Below are 14,785 nucleotides of genomic sequence, written 5' to 3' on the forward strand. Positions count from 1 at the left end.
GATCCTCGTCGAGCGTTCAGCGGCCGAGCAACCGGCGGACGCGGGTGAGCGGGCCGTCGTCGCGGCGGATCAGCTCCTGCGCCACGAGGTGCCCGGAGCCTCCGCCGAGGCCGGGCCCCGGATGGGTGGCCGCGCCGATGTGCCACACACCGTCGACCGCGGTGCGGTGGCGAGCCGTGAGCGGCCCGGGGCGCCAGAAGATGTTCTGGTCGAGCTCCGCGGAGCCGCAGTACGGATCGCCCTGCACCGCGTTCGGATTCGCGGCGGCCAGTTCGACGGGGCTGATCGCCTTCACCGCGAGGATCGCATTGCGCGTGCCGGGCGCGGCTTCCTCGACGAGGTCCAGAACGCGGTCCACGTAGCCGGCGATCAGCTCGTCGGTCCAACCGCCTGTCACGTCGAGCAGGTTCGCCGCGTCGCCGACCGGGGCGAACGGGACCTCCTGCAGCTGCAGCCACAGCATGCCCTTGCCGTCGGGCACCCGGCTCGGGTCGATGAGCGCCTGCTGGCCCACCACCACCGTCGGGCGGGCCGGCAACAGTCCGGCCTCGGCCTGCGCGCAGGCCACTCCCACCGAATCCGAGCCCGCGGTGAGGTGGACCAGCGGCGCACCGTCGAGGGCGTCGTCGGACCACTGCAGTGGCTCGTCGAGCGCGACGTGGATCTGCATCGCGGCCCGCCCGTACTGGTATCCGCGCGCCTCGGCGCGCACCGCCCCGGACACGGCGGACTCCGGCAGCAGATCGCAGTAGAGGGCCGTCGGCGTGACGGAAGCGAGGACGGACTGCCGGGCGTCGACGCGCCGACCGTCGACCTGCACGCCGGTGGCCCGGCCGGACTCGACCAGGATCCGTTCCACCCGGGCGCCGGTCATGACCCGCACCCCGCGCTCGGCGAGCAACGACTCGAAGGCCGCGAGGAAGGCCCGCTGCCCGCCGACGGCCACGGGCAGGCCCGCACCGTGCATCGTCGCTGCGAACACCGGGATCATCAGCCCGCCCGACGCGCTGTCCGGGGACAGGCCCGCGTGCAGCAGCCACGGCACCCACAGCTGATCGACCTCGGGGCCCTCGAAGGTCCTTCGGCCCCAGCGGCGCCCGCTCGCGGCGGCGTCGCGGACCCAGCCCTCCGTACGGCCGAGGCCGCGGCGCAACATCGCCGCCGCATGCCCGAGCACCCCCGGGGTGCGGGTCTCGTTGCCCAGCAACCCGCCGATCACGTCCAGGTCCCCGCCGATCCGGTCCAGCATCGCGAGGTAGGCGGCACCGTCGGCGTCCGAGAACTGTTCGACGGTACGCGCCGGGTCCCGGTGCGCGACCACCGCGCGGCGGTCGCCCGAAACGGATCCGGTGACGACGTCGTCGGCGTTCGCGTACTCCAGCCCGTGCCGGTGCAGGTCCGCGCCGAGCGCCGCGTACGCGCCACCGGTGACGAACAGCGGGTGCCACGAGGAGTAGGTGTCGTGCAGGAAGCCCGGCAGGGTGAGCTCGTCGCTCGCGAGGAAGCCGCCGAGCCGGTCGGACTGCTCGATCAGGCACACCGACCGGCCGGAGCCCGCGAGCTCGGCCGCGGCGACGAGGCCGTTGATCCCGGACCCGATGACCACGACATCGGCCGTCACGCGGCGCGCCTCGGGCTCGCCCCGGACCGCGCGACCGACGTGGCGGCGCGGGGACGACGGGCGAGCAGGCGCCTGGTCACCCAGCGGTAGTCCGCGGGCTTCGGCGGAAGGAGCCACTCGCGCACTCGCTGGCGGCGGGGGAGCGTCAGGCCCATCTCCTCGATGATCTCGTCGATGTTGTGCATGGAGAACGGGATCAGGTTGGTGCCGCGGGCGTGGTGCCCCTCGGTGCGGCCGCGCATCCATGCGAGCCTGGCCGAGACCTGTTCGCGCCGTTCGGGAACCGGCGGCAGATGTGCCGCGCCGTCCAGCACGTGCGCGACGTACAGCGAGGCCATCTCCGCCGACAACGGCGAGAAGAACGACGAGTTGTAGCCGACGAAGGCCAGGCCGGGAACCTCGTGCGGAAGGATGAAGCGGTACAGCTCGAAATCGCCGTTCGCGTCCGTGAGCCGGGCCTGGACGTCGGCGTCGAGGAAGGGCACGTCCTGCCGCCACCCGGTGGCGGCGATGACGACCTCGGCGGGCACCGTCGAGCCGTCCGACAGGCGCGCTGCCGGCTTGCCGTCCGCCACCACGAGCTCGGCGATCTCGGTGTCGCGGCGCACCGCGAGGCTCCCGTCCTGCACGGCCTCGAAGAAGCCCTCGCTCACCAGGGAGACGGTGCTGCGGGCGATCCGCTCGAAGTCGCCGTCCGGGACCAGCCCGTGTTCCTTCAGCTTGAGCTGCTTGGTCGCGACCGATTGCAGGCTCGCGAGCATGCTGTTCCGCACTGGCTTGCCCGCACCGTGCAGGAAGGCCTCGACACCCTGCAGGCGCTGGTACTCGAAGAGTGCCTCGCCGAGACGGGTGAGCATGAGGAACTTGTAGTTGACGACGCCCGCGAGACGGCGGGGCATCTTCCACAGGAGCTTGCGCGCGATCACGGTCGCGCTCGCCGTCACCGGCGCGATGGCGGACGCGACATCGCAAGCCGACTTGCCGTATCCCACCACCAGCACGTCGCGGCCGGCGACCTCGTCGAGGGAGTGCACGTCGCCGGGTGCGCAGATCCGTCCGCCCGCGGCCTCGAAGGCCTCGCGGCCCGGCCACGCGGGGATGGACGGCGCCGAGAAGATCCCGTTGGCGCCCACGAGGTAGTCGTATTCCTCGGTGCTCACGCCCTGCGGGCCCTCGGCCGTCACCGACCAGGTGACCGGTCGCAGTGCCGGATTCGCCGTCACATCGCCCGACGGTGCCGCGGCGGGCTCGGCCAGCTCCGCGGAGATGACGGTGGTGGACGTCCGGAATCGGTCCCGCAGCCCGAACCGGTCCACGTAGGTCTCGAGGTACTCCTGGACCTGGGCGCCCTCGAGCCACTGCGGGTACTGACCCGGCATCGTCAGGTCCGAGAGGCAGTAGGTGCCCTTGTTGTTCTGGGTGCGCAGGCCCGGGTAACGGCGGGACGCGCTCCAGACGCCGCCGATGTCCGGGGCCTTCTCGTAGACGGTGACCTCGTGCCCGAACTGGGTGAGGACCTTGGCGGCGGAGACCCCGGCGAAACCGGCTCCGATCACGGCGATACGCATGGCTGTGTTCTCCTATTCGGTGCCCGCAGGGGCCAACAGGGGGATCGCGGGGGCGGCCTGCTCCGGCCCCATCGCGGAGTAGCCGCCGTCTGCGGCCCAATCTGCGCCCGTCACGACGGACGCGGCGTCGGAGCAGAGGAAGGCCACGACGCGGCCCACCTCGATGGGATCGGCGACCCGGCCCGTGAGGTGGAAGGGCGCCGCGACGGCGTCGGTGTGCGCACGGTCGTGCCCGGAGACGGTGTCCATGATCTTCGACCAGGTCCAACCGGGGCTGACCGAGTTCACCCGGATCTTCTCGGCGGCGTAGTCCATCGCCATCGACCGGGTGATCTGCACGAGTGCCGCTTTGCAGGCGGGGTAGACCCAGCGCCCGGTCTGCGCCACCGAGCTGGAGATCGAGGTGAAGTTGATGATCGATCCGTGGCTGCTCTCGGCGAGCGCGGGCCGGGCGGCGTCCGCCACGCGCACGGCGCTCGCGACGTTGACGTCGAAGGCCGTGAGCCAGTCCGCGCGCGAGGTGTCGGCACCGTCGTCGAGGTAGGTACAGGCCAGGTTGACGACGATGTCGAGCGCGCCCAGGTCGCGGACGGTGCCGGCGACGAGGTCGGCGACCTGCGCGTCATCGGTGATGTCGACGGTGCGCGCGTGCACGCGATCGCCGAGTCGGTCGGCGATCTCCTGCGCCCCGACGACGTCGATGTCGGCGACGACCACCGTCGCACCCGCATCGTGCAGCGCCTCGACCACGCCGTGACCGACCAGGGTCGCCCCGCCGGTCACGATCGCTGTACGCCCGTCCAGATTTCCTGTCATCGTTCCCGCCTCGCGTCGTTCCGTGGCGCCGCGCGGGCGCCGGATGCGACAGGACGGTAGTGACGCAGGTCATAGGCCCGCTATCCGGTTCTTCGACGGCGCTATCCACTTCGCGGTATCGCGCCTGCTTGACGACAGGCAGGAATGCAGCACATGATGGACGTCAGTGATCCACGCCACAGGGAGGCACACGTGACCGCACCGACGATCCTCAGGACGCGGGACGTCGACCTCGCCCGGGCGCGGGTCGCCGGCTTCTTCTGCGACCACCGGCTCGACCCGGTCGGCCGCGCGCACGCGATCGACATGCGGCTACGGATCGACACCGTCGGCTCCATGGGGCTGGTGCACCTCGACTACGGCGAGCCGGTGCAGATCCGGCCCGGGCCGCTGTCGACCTTCTACCTCGTGCAGATCCCGCTCGCCGGCCGCGCTCTCGTCGAGCACGGCGCCACGCGCGTGCAGTCCTCGCCGCACCTCGCGAGCGTTCTGTCGCCCACTGCGCCCACTGTCATGACCTGGCAACGGGGCAACCCTCAGCTGTGCGTCCGGCTGCGGCGCAGCACCGTCGACCGAGAGCTCATGCGCAGGCTCGGTCACGAGATCACCACGCCGCTGCGCTTCGACGTCGGCATGGACCTGCGCCGGCCCGATGTGGCGTCCTGGGTCCGGATGGTGCGCTTCCTCGGCGACGAGGCCGTGCGCGGCGCCTCCTCGGTCGGCGGCGCGGACTGTTCGGAGTACCTCGCCCGCGGCGTCGTCAACCAGCTGCTCGACGTGCAGCCGCACAACTACAGCGCGGCGCTGGCCGCGGCTGCGGACGGCGCGGCCACGCTCGGTTCGCGGATGACGGCGCTGATCGACGACCATCTCGCCGACTCCCTCGGACCGGATTGGCTCGCCGCGCGGCTCCGAGTCAGCGTCCGAGCCCTCCGCGAGGCGTGCCGGACGGAGCTGGGCTCGACGCCGACCGCGGTGGTCAAGGAGCGCCGCCTGCTCGCGGCCCGCGCGCGGCTTCTCGACGCGATGCATCCGGGCCGGACGGTGACCGATGTGGCTCTCGGCGTCGGCCTGACGCATCTGGGCCGGTTCGCCGTGGACTACCGGGCGCGGTTCGGCGAGTCGCCGAGCGAGACCGCCGCGGCGCGGTCGTGACTTCCGCGTAACCGCGGGTACCTGCTTAGATCATCGAATGCTCATCGCCCTGCTGTCGTTCACCGCTGCCGCCGCACTCATCGTGGTGCTGCCGGGTCCCGACACCCTCGTCGTGGTGCGCGGCGTGGTCCAGGGCGGCCGCGTCGCCGGACTGCGCACCAGCCTGGGAGTGCTCAGCGGCCTCGTCCTGTGGGTGCTCGCCGCCGTGTTGGGGCTCTCGGCGATGCTCAAGGCCAGCGAATACGGCTACACCGCACTGAAGTTCCTCGGCGCCGCGTACTTGATCTACATGGGCGCCCAGTCATTGCGCGCGATGATCCGCGGCGCGGCGCTGGGGGAGCAGCCGACCGTCCCGCAGGCGTCCTCGTGGCGCAGCGGTGGCTTCACGGCGGGTTTCCTGACCGATCTGCTCAACCCCAAGATCGGGGTGCTGTTCGTGAGCCTGCTCCCCGGCTTCGTGCCCGCGGGCCATTCGGTGACCGGGACGACGCTGCTGCTCGGCGGCGTCTTCATCGCGCTGACGGCCGTCTACTGCGGTGTGCTCATCGCCGCTGCGGGCACGGTCACCTCCTGGATGCAGACGCCGCGCACGCGGCGCCTCCTCGACGGCATCGCGGGCGTCGCGCTCATCGGCTTCGGGGCGAAACTCGTCACGGAGCGGTAGTCACGGAGCGGCAGTCGGCGGGTAGGCGTAGAAGCCCTCGCCGGTCTTGACTCCCAGCTTGCCGGCGTCGACGTACTCGTGCAGCAGTCGGCGCGGCCCCTCGGGTAGGTGCGGGTTCTCGGCCGCGTAGTGGTCCTCGATGTCGAGAACCACATCCAGGCCCACGCTGTCCATCATCTGGAACGGGCCCACGGGCATGTGCCAGTTGAGGCGGAACATCCCGTCGACGTCCTCCGGCCGCGCGACACCCTCCGCGACCACGGCCAGCGATTCCCGCTTGATGGCGGCCCAGACGCGGTTGAAGATGAAGCCCGTGCTCTCCCGGCGCGCCTCGAACGGGTGCACGTCGAACTCGGGCAGCACCGTCAGCAGCGTGTCGACGACCTCGCGCGCGGTCTCGCCGTCCGACATCACGTCGGCCGCGTTCGCCGTGGGAGGCATGTAGAAGTGCAGATTGCAGAAGCGGCTCTTGTCGCGGATGTTCTCGTTCATCAGGCGGGACGCGTACGACGAGGAGTTCGTGACGAAGATCGCGTCCGACGGTGCCACGGCGTCGATCCGGCCCCACAGCGGGATCTTGATGTCGAGCCGCTCCGGCACGGCCTCGACGACGAGCCAGGCACCGTCGAGCGTGGACGACAGGGAGTCGTGCGCGGTGGCGGTCCCGGCCTCGCCGGAGCCGCGCCGGGCGAGGAGGTCCGGCAGGGCGTCGGTCACGTACCGCACCGCGGCCCGGGCCTGGTCGGCGTTCGGGTCGTGGATCCGGGCCTCGCCGCCGCGGCTCGCGAACATGAGCGCGATGCGGCGGCCGAGCGTGCCCGCGCCGATGATGGCGACGGGACGCCGCCGGATGTCCTCGAAGGTGAAGGCGTAGGTCATGGAACGCTCCGTTCGTCAGTGGATTTCGGTGTCCGCGGGGACCCCGCAGATGCCCGACACGGGGGTCCCCAGGTCGACGAGGATCTCGGGTTCGCCTCCGTCGAGCCGCACCCGCCAGATCCGGCCGCCGAGGTCGGAGACGTAGGCGAGGCCCGACGGGGCGTCGACCGCCAGGCCGATCGCCTCGCCGAAGCCCCGAGCGAGGATCTCGGGCGCCGTGCCGCGAGCACCGGGCGCGGGCAGTGGGGCCCGGTTGAGCGAATTGCCGTCGGGCGCCGCGCCGCGGTCGGTCCAGTACAGGGTGCCGTCGACGATCTCCAGGTCGATCGGCTCGGGCAGCCCGTCCCAGAGCGTCTCGATGTCGGGGCGGTCCTCCGGTTCCGCGCCGGCCGGAAGATCGAGTTCGGCGCGCAGGATGCGGCCGCGGCCACCCTTCGCGGGGCCCTTCTGCGTCCAGTACAGGTGCCCGTGACCGGGATCGACGGCGACGCCCACGCACTCCGCCAACCGATCCGGTGCGGGCCCGTTGACCACCAGGTCGCGTAGGCCGGTCCCGTCGACGCGGATCGAGCTCACCCGTAGGCCCTCCCGGTCGCCCCAGTACAGCCGGCCGGCACCATCGGTCGTGAGCTGCTTGCCGGTGGTCATCGCGCCCGGGACCACGAGGTCGCGCACGTCCGAGCCGTCGGGGAGCATCGAGTGCACGCCGCCGGTTCGTGCCGAGTAGTCGAGTCCGGCCTCGCCGGACCGGGCGCCGTCGCGGACGGGGCGGCCCATCGTCGTCCAGAAGATCCGCCCCGCGGTGACGACGACGCCGTCGGGGGAGGAGCCGGCCGGGCCGGTGTGGAGCGTCTCGACGGTGCCGTCCACGGTCGACACGCGGAGCACGGCTCCGGTGCGGATACCGAGCGCGAGAAGTGCTTCGAACATATAAATAACTGTACGACCGTCGGGCGGGTGTGCGCAGGCCGTGCGGCTGTGATCTTCGAGACCCGCGCGCCTAGGGTGTGCACCATGCGACAGGTCCGTAGTCTCGGTGCCCGCGCGGTCCGGGTGCGCGTGGTGCCGGACATCGTCGAGGCGCTCCGGGCCCGCCTCGAGGCCGAGCCGCTGCCCGGGCAGCGCGAGCTCGTGCCGGGCGGGGACACCGTCACCATCCTGTTCGACGGTCCGCGGTCCGCCGCCGACGGTGCCCGACTCCTGTCCGCCATGGCCGAGCCCGAGCCCGTCGCCGTCGCGGGCCCGCTCGTCGGGATCGACGTGGTCTACGACGGGGAGGACATCGGCGCCCTCGCCGAGCTTCTGGGTACCGACGCGGACGGCGTCGTGCGGATGCACACCGGACGGGAGTGGCACGTCGGATTCCTCGGCTTCGCACCGGGATTCGCCTACCTGCGCTCGGCCGAGGCGGGTCCGGAGATTCCGCGCCTCGCCGCGCCCCGCGTGCGCGTGCCGGCGGGCAGCGTCGCGCTGGCGGGGGAGTACAGCGCCGTCTACCCGCGCGTCTCGCCCGGCGGGTGGCGCCTGATCGGCCGCACCGACGCCGAGCTGTGGTCGATCGACCGCGACCCGCCGGCGCTCCTCGTCCCCGGCGCCCGGGTGCGGTTCACCGCGGTCCGGGATCGGGTCGTCGCTGCGGTACCCCCGGCCTCCGCGCCGACGGTGCCGGCGCCCGGCCGCGGATTCGTCGTGCAGAACCCTGGGATGCAGGCCCTCGTGGAGGACCTGGGCCGCCCGGGCCTCGCCGCGCTCGGGGTCACGAGATCCGGCGCGGCGGACCGCGGCGCCCTGCGCCGGGCCAACCGGCTCGTCGGCAATGCCGAGGGCGCAGCTGCGATCGAGAACGCCGGGGGTGGAATCGAACTCGTGGCGGTGGGGGACCAGGTGCTCGCCGTGACCGGCGCCGACGCGGACCTGATCGTCGAGGCGCCCGACGGGCGGTGGCGCACCGTCGAGCGGGGACGGCCCTTCGCCCTCGACGACGGTGACCACCTCGAGATCGGCCCGACGGTGGCGGGCCTCCGTGTCGTGATCGCCGTCCGCGGCGGCGTCGACGTGCCCGAGGTGCTCGGCAGCCGCAGCGCCGACACCCTCGCGCGTCTCGGGCCCCCGGCCCTCGCGGCCGGTGCGGTCCTGCCCGTGGGCGCGCCGCCCCGCACGGCGGTCGGGTTCCCGGAGACCGAGCCCGCCGTGCCCGACGGGACGCGCCCGACGGTGCTCGAACTGCTGCCGGGTCCCGACGCGGACCTGTTCCCCGACACCGCCTTCGGCGACCTGCTCGACGGCGCGTGGACGGTGACATCGAGCAGCGACCGCATCGGCGTGCGCCTGACGGGGTCGCCTCTCGCCCGCGCGGCGGGAGGGGTGCAGAGCCAAGCCCTGGTCCCCGGTGCGATCCAGGTACCGCCGTCGGGGGAGCCGGTGGTGTTCCTCGTCGACCATCCGACGACGGGCGGCTATCCCGTGATCGCCGTCGTGGCCGATCGGCACCTGGATCTGTTGGCGCAGGTGCCGATCGGCGCCGAGGTCGGGTTCCGCCGCGCGACGCCCCCTGAGTGAGAGGGGCGCTCCGGGTGTCAGTCGACCCGGGAGCCGACGGCCTGTCGCGCGGCCGCGGACCGGGCGTCGAGAGCGTGGATCAGCTCGACGGCGGGGCGGTACTGCGCGGTGACGATGTCGAGAAGCGGGTTGATCACGCCGCGCAGCGTGCTGTACACCGCCCACCGGGCGGGGGTGATGGTGCGGGCGGCCCGTCGCTCGATGCCGCGCACCGTGTCCTCACCGGCCTGATCGGGGGAGATCCGGTTGCTCAGGAACGAGGGGAGCAGGTCCGGCACGCCGGCGGTGAGCGGGTCCTCGTCGAAGCCGGCCCGCACCATCTCCGTGTCGACGAAGCCGTAGTACACGGCGCCCGCCGTGGCGCCGTACGGCGCCAGCTCGACGCGCAGCGCGCGACTGAGCTGCTCGACGCCCGCCTTCGCGACGGCGTACGGGGAGACACCGACGCCGTTCATGAAGGCGTACACCGAGGACGTGAGCAGGAGATGTCCCCGCCGCTCGAGGATGTGGGGCATCGCGGCGAGCACGGTGTTGTAGACGCCGTGCAGGTTCACGGCGAGCACGCGGTCGAACTCGGCGGGGTCCATGCCCTGCACCGTCGCGCCCCGCGGTGCGATGCCGGCGTTGGCGACGACCACGTCGATGCCTCCGAGTCGCTCGGCGACGACGTCGAAGGCGAGGGCGAGGGCGTCCCGGTCGGTGACGTCGACCGCGATGCCGATTGCGCCGCCCTCCAGCTGGGCCGCAGCACCGTCGGCTTCGTCCTGCCGCAGGTCGAGCACTGCGACCTTCGCGCCGCGCTTCGCGGCGGCCTTGGCGGTGCCCAGGCCGATGCCGCGTGCCGCACCCGTGATGACCACCGTCTTGCCGGCGAGGTCGAGTGTCATGTCATGTCTCCCTTGTGTTGTCAGTTCGAGAATGCGTAGTCGGAGAGCGGGAACCGGCGACTGTGCCACGCGGCTTCCAGCGTCGTGGACGCCCGGAACGGGACGTCGCCGTTCTTGGTGAAGTAGTAGCTGTTGGCGCTCGCACAGGTCGGATTCGAGAACACCTGCAGCGGGCCGCGCGCGAGGATCGACTCCATGTAGGCGTCCTGCGCGGTCGTGGTCACCTCCGCGGTGATCGCGTCCCGGCGCCGCGCCTCGTCCAGCACGCGGACGATGTGGGCGGCGCTGTTCTCGACCAGGGTGAAGAAGGAGGCGCCGTTGTAGCCGTACGGCCCGAAGACGGTGAAGAAGTTGGGGAACCCGGCCGTCGCGACGCCCTGGTAGGACCGGAACCGCTCGGACTCCCAGTGGTCCGCGAGATCGGTGCCGTCGGCGGTGGTCAGCCGGTAGGTCGGGAGGGCGTCTTTGTCTGTCACCTTGAACCCGGTGGCCAGGATCAGCACGTCGAGCGGGTGCTCGGTGCCGTCGGTCGTCCGGATGCCCGTGGGCGTGATGGCCTCGATGGACGTGGTCTCCAGGGCGACATTGGGCCGGTTGAAGGTCGAGAGGTACGAGTTGTGGAAGCTCGGGCGCTTGCAGCCGAGCGCGTAAGCGGGGGTGAGCTTGCCGCGGGTCGCCGGATCGGAGACCTGGGAGCGGATGTAGCTGCGCGCGGCGACCTCGAGCGCGTCGGTGCCGGGGATCCAGCGGTGGAAGTGCGCGAGTACGGGGAAGGTCGCCTCGACGAAGGCCTGGCTGGCGAGCCGCGCGGCCTGTCGCATTCCCGGGATCGCCGCCAGTCCGGCGCGGCCGACCCGGCCGAGCGGGAAGTCGGGCTTGGGCAGGCACCAGATGGGCGTGCGCTGGAACACCGTGAGGTGTGCGGTGTCGGCGGCGATCTCCGGGATGACCTGGACGGCTGTGGCTCCGGTGCCGATGATCCCGACGCGCTTGCCCGCGGTGCTGACCTCATGGTCCCACCGGCTGGTGTGCATCGTGTCGTCGGTGAACGAGTCGATGCCCTCGATGTCGGGCAGCTTGGGCTGGCTCAGTGGTCCGCCGGCGTGGATCAGCCAGCGCGCGGTGATCTCGCCCGTGCTCGTCGCGATCGTCCACAGAGACGTCGCCTCGTCGAACGACGCCTCGTGCACACGGGTGTCGAACCGCATCTTCGGTTCCAGCCCGTACTCGTCGACGATCTGCTCGGCGTAGTCGCGCAGCTCCCGGCCCGGGGCGTAGCTGCGCGACCAGCCCGACCGCTGGGCGAACGAGAACTGGTAGCTGAAGGAGGGGATGTCGACGGCGACGCCCGGGTAGGTGTTCCAGTGCCAGGTGCCTCCGGGCCCCGCCGCGTCGTCGACGAGGAGGAGGTCGTCGAATCCGGCCCGAATCAGGGCGATCGCCGTGCCGATGCCGGAGAAGCCGGCGCCGACGATGACGATCTCGTGGTGCGGAATGAAGGCGGGGGATGCATCGGGCACGATCGACATCTCATTTCAGATACAGGCAGTATTCGAATGCACACTGTATCCCGCTAGGATGTCGATATGCAACGACTGTCGAGGGCGGAGGCGCAATCGCGGACGCGGGGTCGCATCGTGGCGTCGGCGACCGAACTGTTCCTCCGCGACGGGTACACGGCCACCTCGCTCGAGGCCGTAGCGGCGCACGCGGGATTCACGCGGGGCGCGGTGTATTCGAACTTCGCGAGCAAGGTCGCCCTGGGTACCGCGGTGATCGACGAGCTGTACGACCGGGAGATCGGTCGCGTCCTCGAGCTCTCCGTCTCGGCCGCCGATCAGGGCCTGGCCGGTGTGATGGCCTCGCTCGATGAGTGGGGGCGGACCATCGTGGGCGACCGCGCGTGGTTCCGGCTCGAGATGGCGGTCACCGCGAGCAGTGAGCACGACGGAGAGCTCATGGCGGCCACCGCATCCCGCTACCAGCGGATCCGCGCCGCGACCACGAGGCTGGTCGAGGAACTGGAAGTGGCGCACGACCTGGAGCTCCCGGTCGACGCGGAGACCCTTGCGCTGGGCCTGTTCAGCCTGATCCTCGGGCTCGGCATGCAACGCGCGGTCGACCCGTCCGTCCCGACCGACGTCGCGGCGGTCGTCGTGGGGCGCTTGCTCGGCGGCGTGTGAAGGGTCTACGACGATAGATACGCTGTGTCGGGCACGAAGGAGGGGCGTTGATCGACCATCACGTGTACCTGTGGACGGACGGTGAGGCCGTTCTGTACGTCGGTCGGGACGGCGGCTTCTACGACTTCCGCGTCTTCCTCGGACGCCTGGGCGAGCCGCTGCGCGAGATCGAGGCGCGGCCGGCAACGCGCTACCGAGACGGCGGCACCACCTCCATCCCCACCGTCGAGGGGGAGTTGTTGGCGCCGAGACCGGCCACGTTCTCCTGGATGGGGTCGAGCGACTTCCCGGCGCTCCCGTGCGTCTTCACCTGGTCCGACGGGAGACCGCCGGTGGAACTACCGCGTGTCGATCCCGACGACTACGTGATCTGGATCGGCGCAGAGCAGCGTGATGTGACTGTTTTGGTCAGTCATTGACCAAAATGGTCACCTAGTGCTACGTTGTTGAGGTGCGCAAGACGTCGGGCGAGATCAACGACGACATCGTCGATGTGGCGGCCGGCGTCTTCGCACGGCACGGCTTCCGTCAGGCCACCGTTCAGGAGATCGCGGCAGCGGCGGGGTATTCGAAAGCCGCAGTGCTGAAGAGGTTCTCGTCCAAATATGCTCTTCAAGAGGCTGCGTTGGCGGCGGCCGCACGGGATGTCGGCGAACTTCATGACGCGCTTCGCGGCATGCCGCGAGGCGCGGCGCGCGACAGGGCGGGTATCGAGTACCTGGTGGACCTGAGCGCGCGGCGCCCCGGAGTGGTGGCGCTGGCGTTGAGTGCGGTCAGTGTCACCAACGACGCCGAGGTCACCAAGCATCTACATGTTCCGGTGGTCGATCGCATCTTCGCCGCGTTCGGGGCCGAGGCGACCGACCTTCCCCGAGTCCTTCGGCTGACGGCGGCGTTCGGCGCGTTGGCGGTCACCACGTTGGCGCTCGGCCACCTTCCCGTTCACGAGACCAGGGGCGAGGTCATCGCGATCTGCTGCGCGACTCTCGCGACGCCGACTACGCCGTCCTGATCCGCCGGGGAGCGGGGCCGACACCTCGCTCGAACCGGCCTCCATTTCGAGCGACCCCTTCGGAGAATCATGAAGTTCGATCCACGCGCCCCACGTCCGTCATTCTTCGGGGGACGACCGGCCTCCTGGTCCGACCTCGCTGACATCGCGATCATCGGAGAGGAGCGTTCATGAACATCACCGTCATCGGCGCCGGCGTCATCGGGATCTCCTGGTCGGCTCTCTTCCTGGCCAACGGCCACACTGTGACCGTCTACGACGTCGCCGACGATGCCCCACAACGGGTCCGGGACGGGATCGCCCAGTGCGAGCCGACCCTCCGGTCGCTGGGCTACGACACGACGGACATGACCGCGCGGTTGACGTTCTGCGACGACCTGGACGAGGCCGTCCGCGAGGCCGATGTCGTGCAGGAGAACGGCCCCGAGCGGCGCGATTTCAAACGCCGCCTCTGGGCGCAGGTCGAGAAGGCGGCGAAACCCACTGCGCTACTACTGTCGTCGAGCTCGGGTATGACGGCGACCTCGCAGTCGGCGCTGATGACCGACCCTGGACGCATGTTGATCGGCCATCCGTTCAACCCACCGCACATGATCCCGTTGGTCGAGGTCGTGCCGGGGGAGAACACCGCACCGTCGGCGGTCGACGAGGCGATGCGGTTCTACGCGGCGCTCGGCAAGACCCCGATTCGGCTCCGGCGGGAGATACCGGGTTTCGCCGCGAACCGGCTGCAAGCGGCGCTGTTCAAGGAATCGGTCGCGCTGGTCCGTGCGGGCATGGTCACCGTCGAGGAACTCGACGAGATCGTGGTCAACTCGATCGGGCTGCGGTGGGCCACCGCCGGTCCCTTCCAGTCCTTCCACCTGGGCGGCGGACCGTCTGGCTTCCGGGGCTACCTCGACCACTTCGCCACAGGCGTGCAACTGCTCTGGCTGCATGCCGCCACCAGACCGGTCGTCCTGACCACGAGGCTGAAGAATCGGCTGGTCAGGCAGATCGACGACTCGTTCGGCGCCCGTCCGATCCAGGAACTCGAGGCCGAGCGCGACGCGAAGCAGCTGGCGGTGCGCGCCGCACTCGCGCCGCATCCGCGTTCCGGTGACGGAGATGGTGACCGTTGAGCGAGCTCGACGGCGTTCCGCGACCGCGCCCCGCACGACACGTAATGTCATAATGTAGATTATCGGCATTGATGCACCCAGCGCGATCCGGTTCGCCGGCGGGACGTCGTCGTACGGATTGTCCGTTCTCAGTCTTGGTGACACACTCTCACTCGAGTTGACGCATCCGCGTGATCCCTCTCAACTTCTCGACGCATCTGGGTGTGGTTCTCAGGTTGGTGACGTAGTCACCGGCGTGCCCACATGACTCCGGGCGCGGTTTGGTCTACGTTCGGTGCATGCAGGCGCTGCCGGCTACGACCTCTCTGGTTGGATCCATG

General features: G+C 70.8%; 14 protein-coding genes. 7 read left to right on the top strand and 7 right to left on the bottom strand.

Annotated elements, in window-relative coordinates:
- Positions 1-16: 16 nt before the first annotated feature.
- From AXK61_RS00205 to AXK61_RS00215, 3 genes are read right to left on the bottom strand one after another with little or no spacing between them, the layout of a single operon-like run.
- Positions 17-1,621 (bottom strand): phytoene desaturase family protein, encoded by a 1,605-nt coding sequence (locus tag AXK61_RS00205; protein ID WP_068569722.1) that lies wholly within the window; start codon positions 1,619-1,621, stop codon positions 17-19.
- Positions 1,618-3,189: a flavin-containing monooxygenase gene (locus AXK61_RS00210; protein ID WP_068569721.1), complete on the bottom strand. Its 1,572-nt coding sequence runs from the start codon at positions 3,187-3,189 to the stop codon at positions 1,618-1,620. Before AXK61_RS00210 ends, AXK61_RS00205 begins: the two co-directional genes overlap by 4 nt.
- 12 nt (positions 3,190-3,201) lie before the next feature.
- Positions 3,202-4,005 (bottom strand): SDR family oxidoreductase, encoded by an 804-nt coding sequence (locus AXK61_RS00215; RefSeq protein WP_068569719.1) that lies wholly within the window; start codon positions 4,003-4,005, stop codon positions 3,202-3,204.
- A 192-nt stretch (positions 4,006-4,197) separates the two neighbouring features.
- On the opposite strand from AXK61_RS00215, the gene AXK61_RS00220 reads away from it, so the two are divergent.
- Both AXK61_RS00220 and AXK61_RS00225 read left to right on the top strand, forming a co-directional pair.
- The gene (locus AXK61_RS00220; protein WP_068569718.1) at positions 4,198-5,160 is read left to right on the top strand and encodes an AraC family transcriptional regulator; all 963 of its coding nucleotides are present in this window, start codon (positions 4,198-4,200) and stop codon (positions 5,158-5,160) included.
- Between the two features lie 37 nt (positions 5,161-5,197).
- Positions 5,198-5,824 (top strand): LysE family translocator, encoded by a 627-nt coding sequence (locus tag AXK61_RS00225; RefSeq protein ID WP_068743202.1) that lies wholly within the window; start codon positions 5,198-5,200, stop codon positions 5,822-5,824.
- Here the strand turns inward: AXK61_RS00225 and AXK61_RS00230 are convergent, their stop codons facing one another.
- Entirely contained in the window at positions 5,825-6,703 is an 879-nt protein-coding gene (locus AXK61_RS00230) for a 3-hydroxyacyl-CoA dehydrogenase family protein (protein ID WP_068743204.1), read from the bottom strand. It abuts the gene before it with no gap.
- Between the two features lie 15 nt (positions 6,704-6,718).
- Positions 6,719-7,633, bottom strand: coding sequence for a hypothetical protein (locus AXK61_RS00235; RefSeq protein ID WP_068743206.1), 915 nt, complete (start codon positions 7,631-7,633; stop codon positions 6,719-6,721).
- Positions 7,634-7,717: 84 nt separating this feature from the next.
- On the opposite strand from AXK61_RS00235, the gene AXK61_RS00240 reads away from it, so the two are divergent.
- Positions 7,718-9,262: a 5-oxoprolinase subunit B/C family protein gene (locus AXK61_RS00240; RefSeq protein ID WP_068569711.1), complete on the top strand. Its 1,545-nt coding sequence runs from the start codon at positions 7,718-7,720 to the stop codon at positions 9,260-9,262.
- Positions 9,263-9,279: 17 nt separating this feature from the next.
- Here AXK61_RS00240 and AXK61_RS00245 read toward each other — a convergent pair whose 3' ends face one another.
- On the bottom strand, positions 9,280-10,149 hold the full coding sequence (locus tag AXK61_RS00245; protein ID WP_068569709.1) for a short-chain dehydrogenase/reductase: 870 nt from the start codon (positions 10,147-10,149) through the stop codon (positions 9,280-9,282).
- 20 nt (positions 10,150-10,169) lie between these two features.
- Complete coding sequence (locus AXK61_RS00250) at positions 10,170-11,669, bottom strand: flavin-containing monooxygenase (RefSeq protein WP_231855332.1); 1,500 nt, start codon at positions 11,667-11,669, stop codon at positions 10,170-10,172.
- A 66-nt stretch (positions 11,670-11,735) separates the two neighbouring features.
- Here AXK61_RS00250 and AXK61_RS00255 point away from each other — a divergent pair, with 66 nt between their 5' ends.
- The 4 genes from AXK61_RS00255 to AXK61_RS00270 all read left to right on the top strand — a co-directional run bounded on the left by AXK61_RS00255 (position 11,736) and on the right by AXK61_RS00270 (position 14,465).
- Positions 11,736-12,332 (top strand): TetR/AcrR family transcriptional regulator, encoded by a 597-nt coding sequence (locus tag AXK61_RS00255; protein ID WP_068743210.1) that lies wholly within the window; start codon positions 11,736-11,738, stop codon positions 12,330-12,332.
- Positions 12,333-12,379: 47 nt separating this feature from the next.
- Complete coding sequence (locus AXK61_RS00260; RefSeq protein ID WP_156485506.1) at positions 12,380-12,751, top strand: hypothetical protein; 372 nt, start codon at positions 12,380-12,382, stop codon at positions 12,749-12,751.
- Between the two features lie 32 nt (positions 12,752-12,783).
- Positions 12,784-13,344 carry a TetR family transcriptional regulator gene (locus AXK61_RS00265; RefSeq protein WP_068743214.1) on the top strand — a complete coding sequence of 187 codons (561 nt, stop codon included), beginning with the start codon at positions 12,784-12,786 and terminating at the stop codon, positions 13,342-13,344.
- A 170-nt stretch (positions 13,345-13,514) separates the two neighbouring features.
- Entirely contained in the window at positions 13,515-14,465 is a 951-nt protein-coding gene (locus tag AXK61_RS00270) for a 3-hydroxyacyl-CoA dehydrogenase NAD-binding domain-containing protein (protein WP_068743216.1), read from the top strand.
- Positions 14,466-14,785 lie beyond the last annotated feature (320 nt).

Source organism: Tsukamurella pseudospumae (genome assembly GCF_001575205.1).
GTDB lineage: Bacteria > Actinomycetota > Actinomycetes > Mycobacteriales > Mycobacteriaceae > Tsukamurella > Tsukamurella pseudospumae.

Bases quoted from the DNA above. Each gene is read 5' to 3' on its own strand.
- AXK61_RS00225 (WP_068743202.1), top strand. From the start codon at position 5,198: ATGCTCATCGCCCTGCTGTCGTTCACCGCTGCCGCCGCACTCATCGTG.
- AXK61_RS00235 (WP_068743206.1), bottom strand. From the start codon at position 7,633: ATGTTCGAAGCACTTCTCGCGCTCGGTATCCGCACCGGAGCCGTGCTC.
- AXK61_RS00215 (WP_068569719.1), bottom strand. From the start codon at position 4,005: ATGACAGGAAATCTGGACGGGCGTACAGCGATCGTGACCGGCGGGGCG.
- AXK61_RS00255 (WP_068743210.1), top strand. From the start codon at position 11,736: ATGCAACGACTGTCGAGGGCGGAGGCGCAATCGCGGACGCGGGGTCGC.
- AXK61_RS00230 (WP_068743204.1), bottom strand. From the start codon at position 6,703: ATGACCTACGCCTTCACCTTCGAGGACATCCGGCGGCGTCCCGTCGCC.
- AXK61_RS00245 (WP_068569709.1), bottom strand. From the start codon at position 10,149: ATGACACTCGACCTCGCCGGCAAGACGGTGGTCATCACGGGTGCGGCA.
- AXK61_RS00240 (WP_068569711.1), top strand. From the start codon at position 7,718: ATGCGACAGGTCCGTAGTCTCGGTGCCCGCGCGGTCCGGGTGCGCGTG.
- AXK61_RS00270 (WP_068743216.1), top strand. From the start codon at position 13,515: ATGAACATCACCGTCATCGGCGCCGGCGTCATCGGGATCTCCTGGTCG.
- AXK61_RS00210 (WP_068569721.1), bottom strand. From the start codon at position 3,189: ATGCGTATCGCCGTGATCGGAGCCGGTTTCGCCGGGGTCTCCGCCGCC.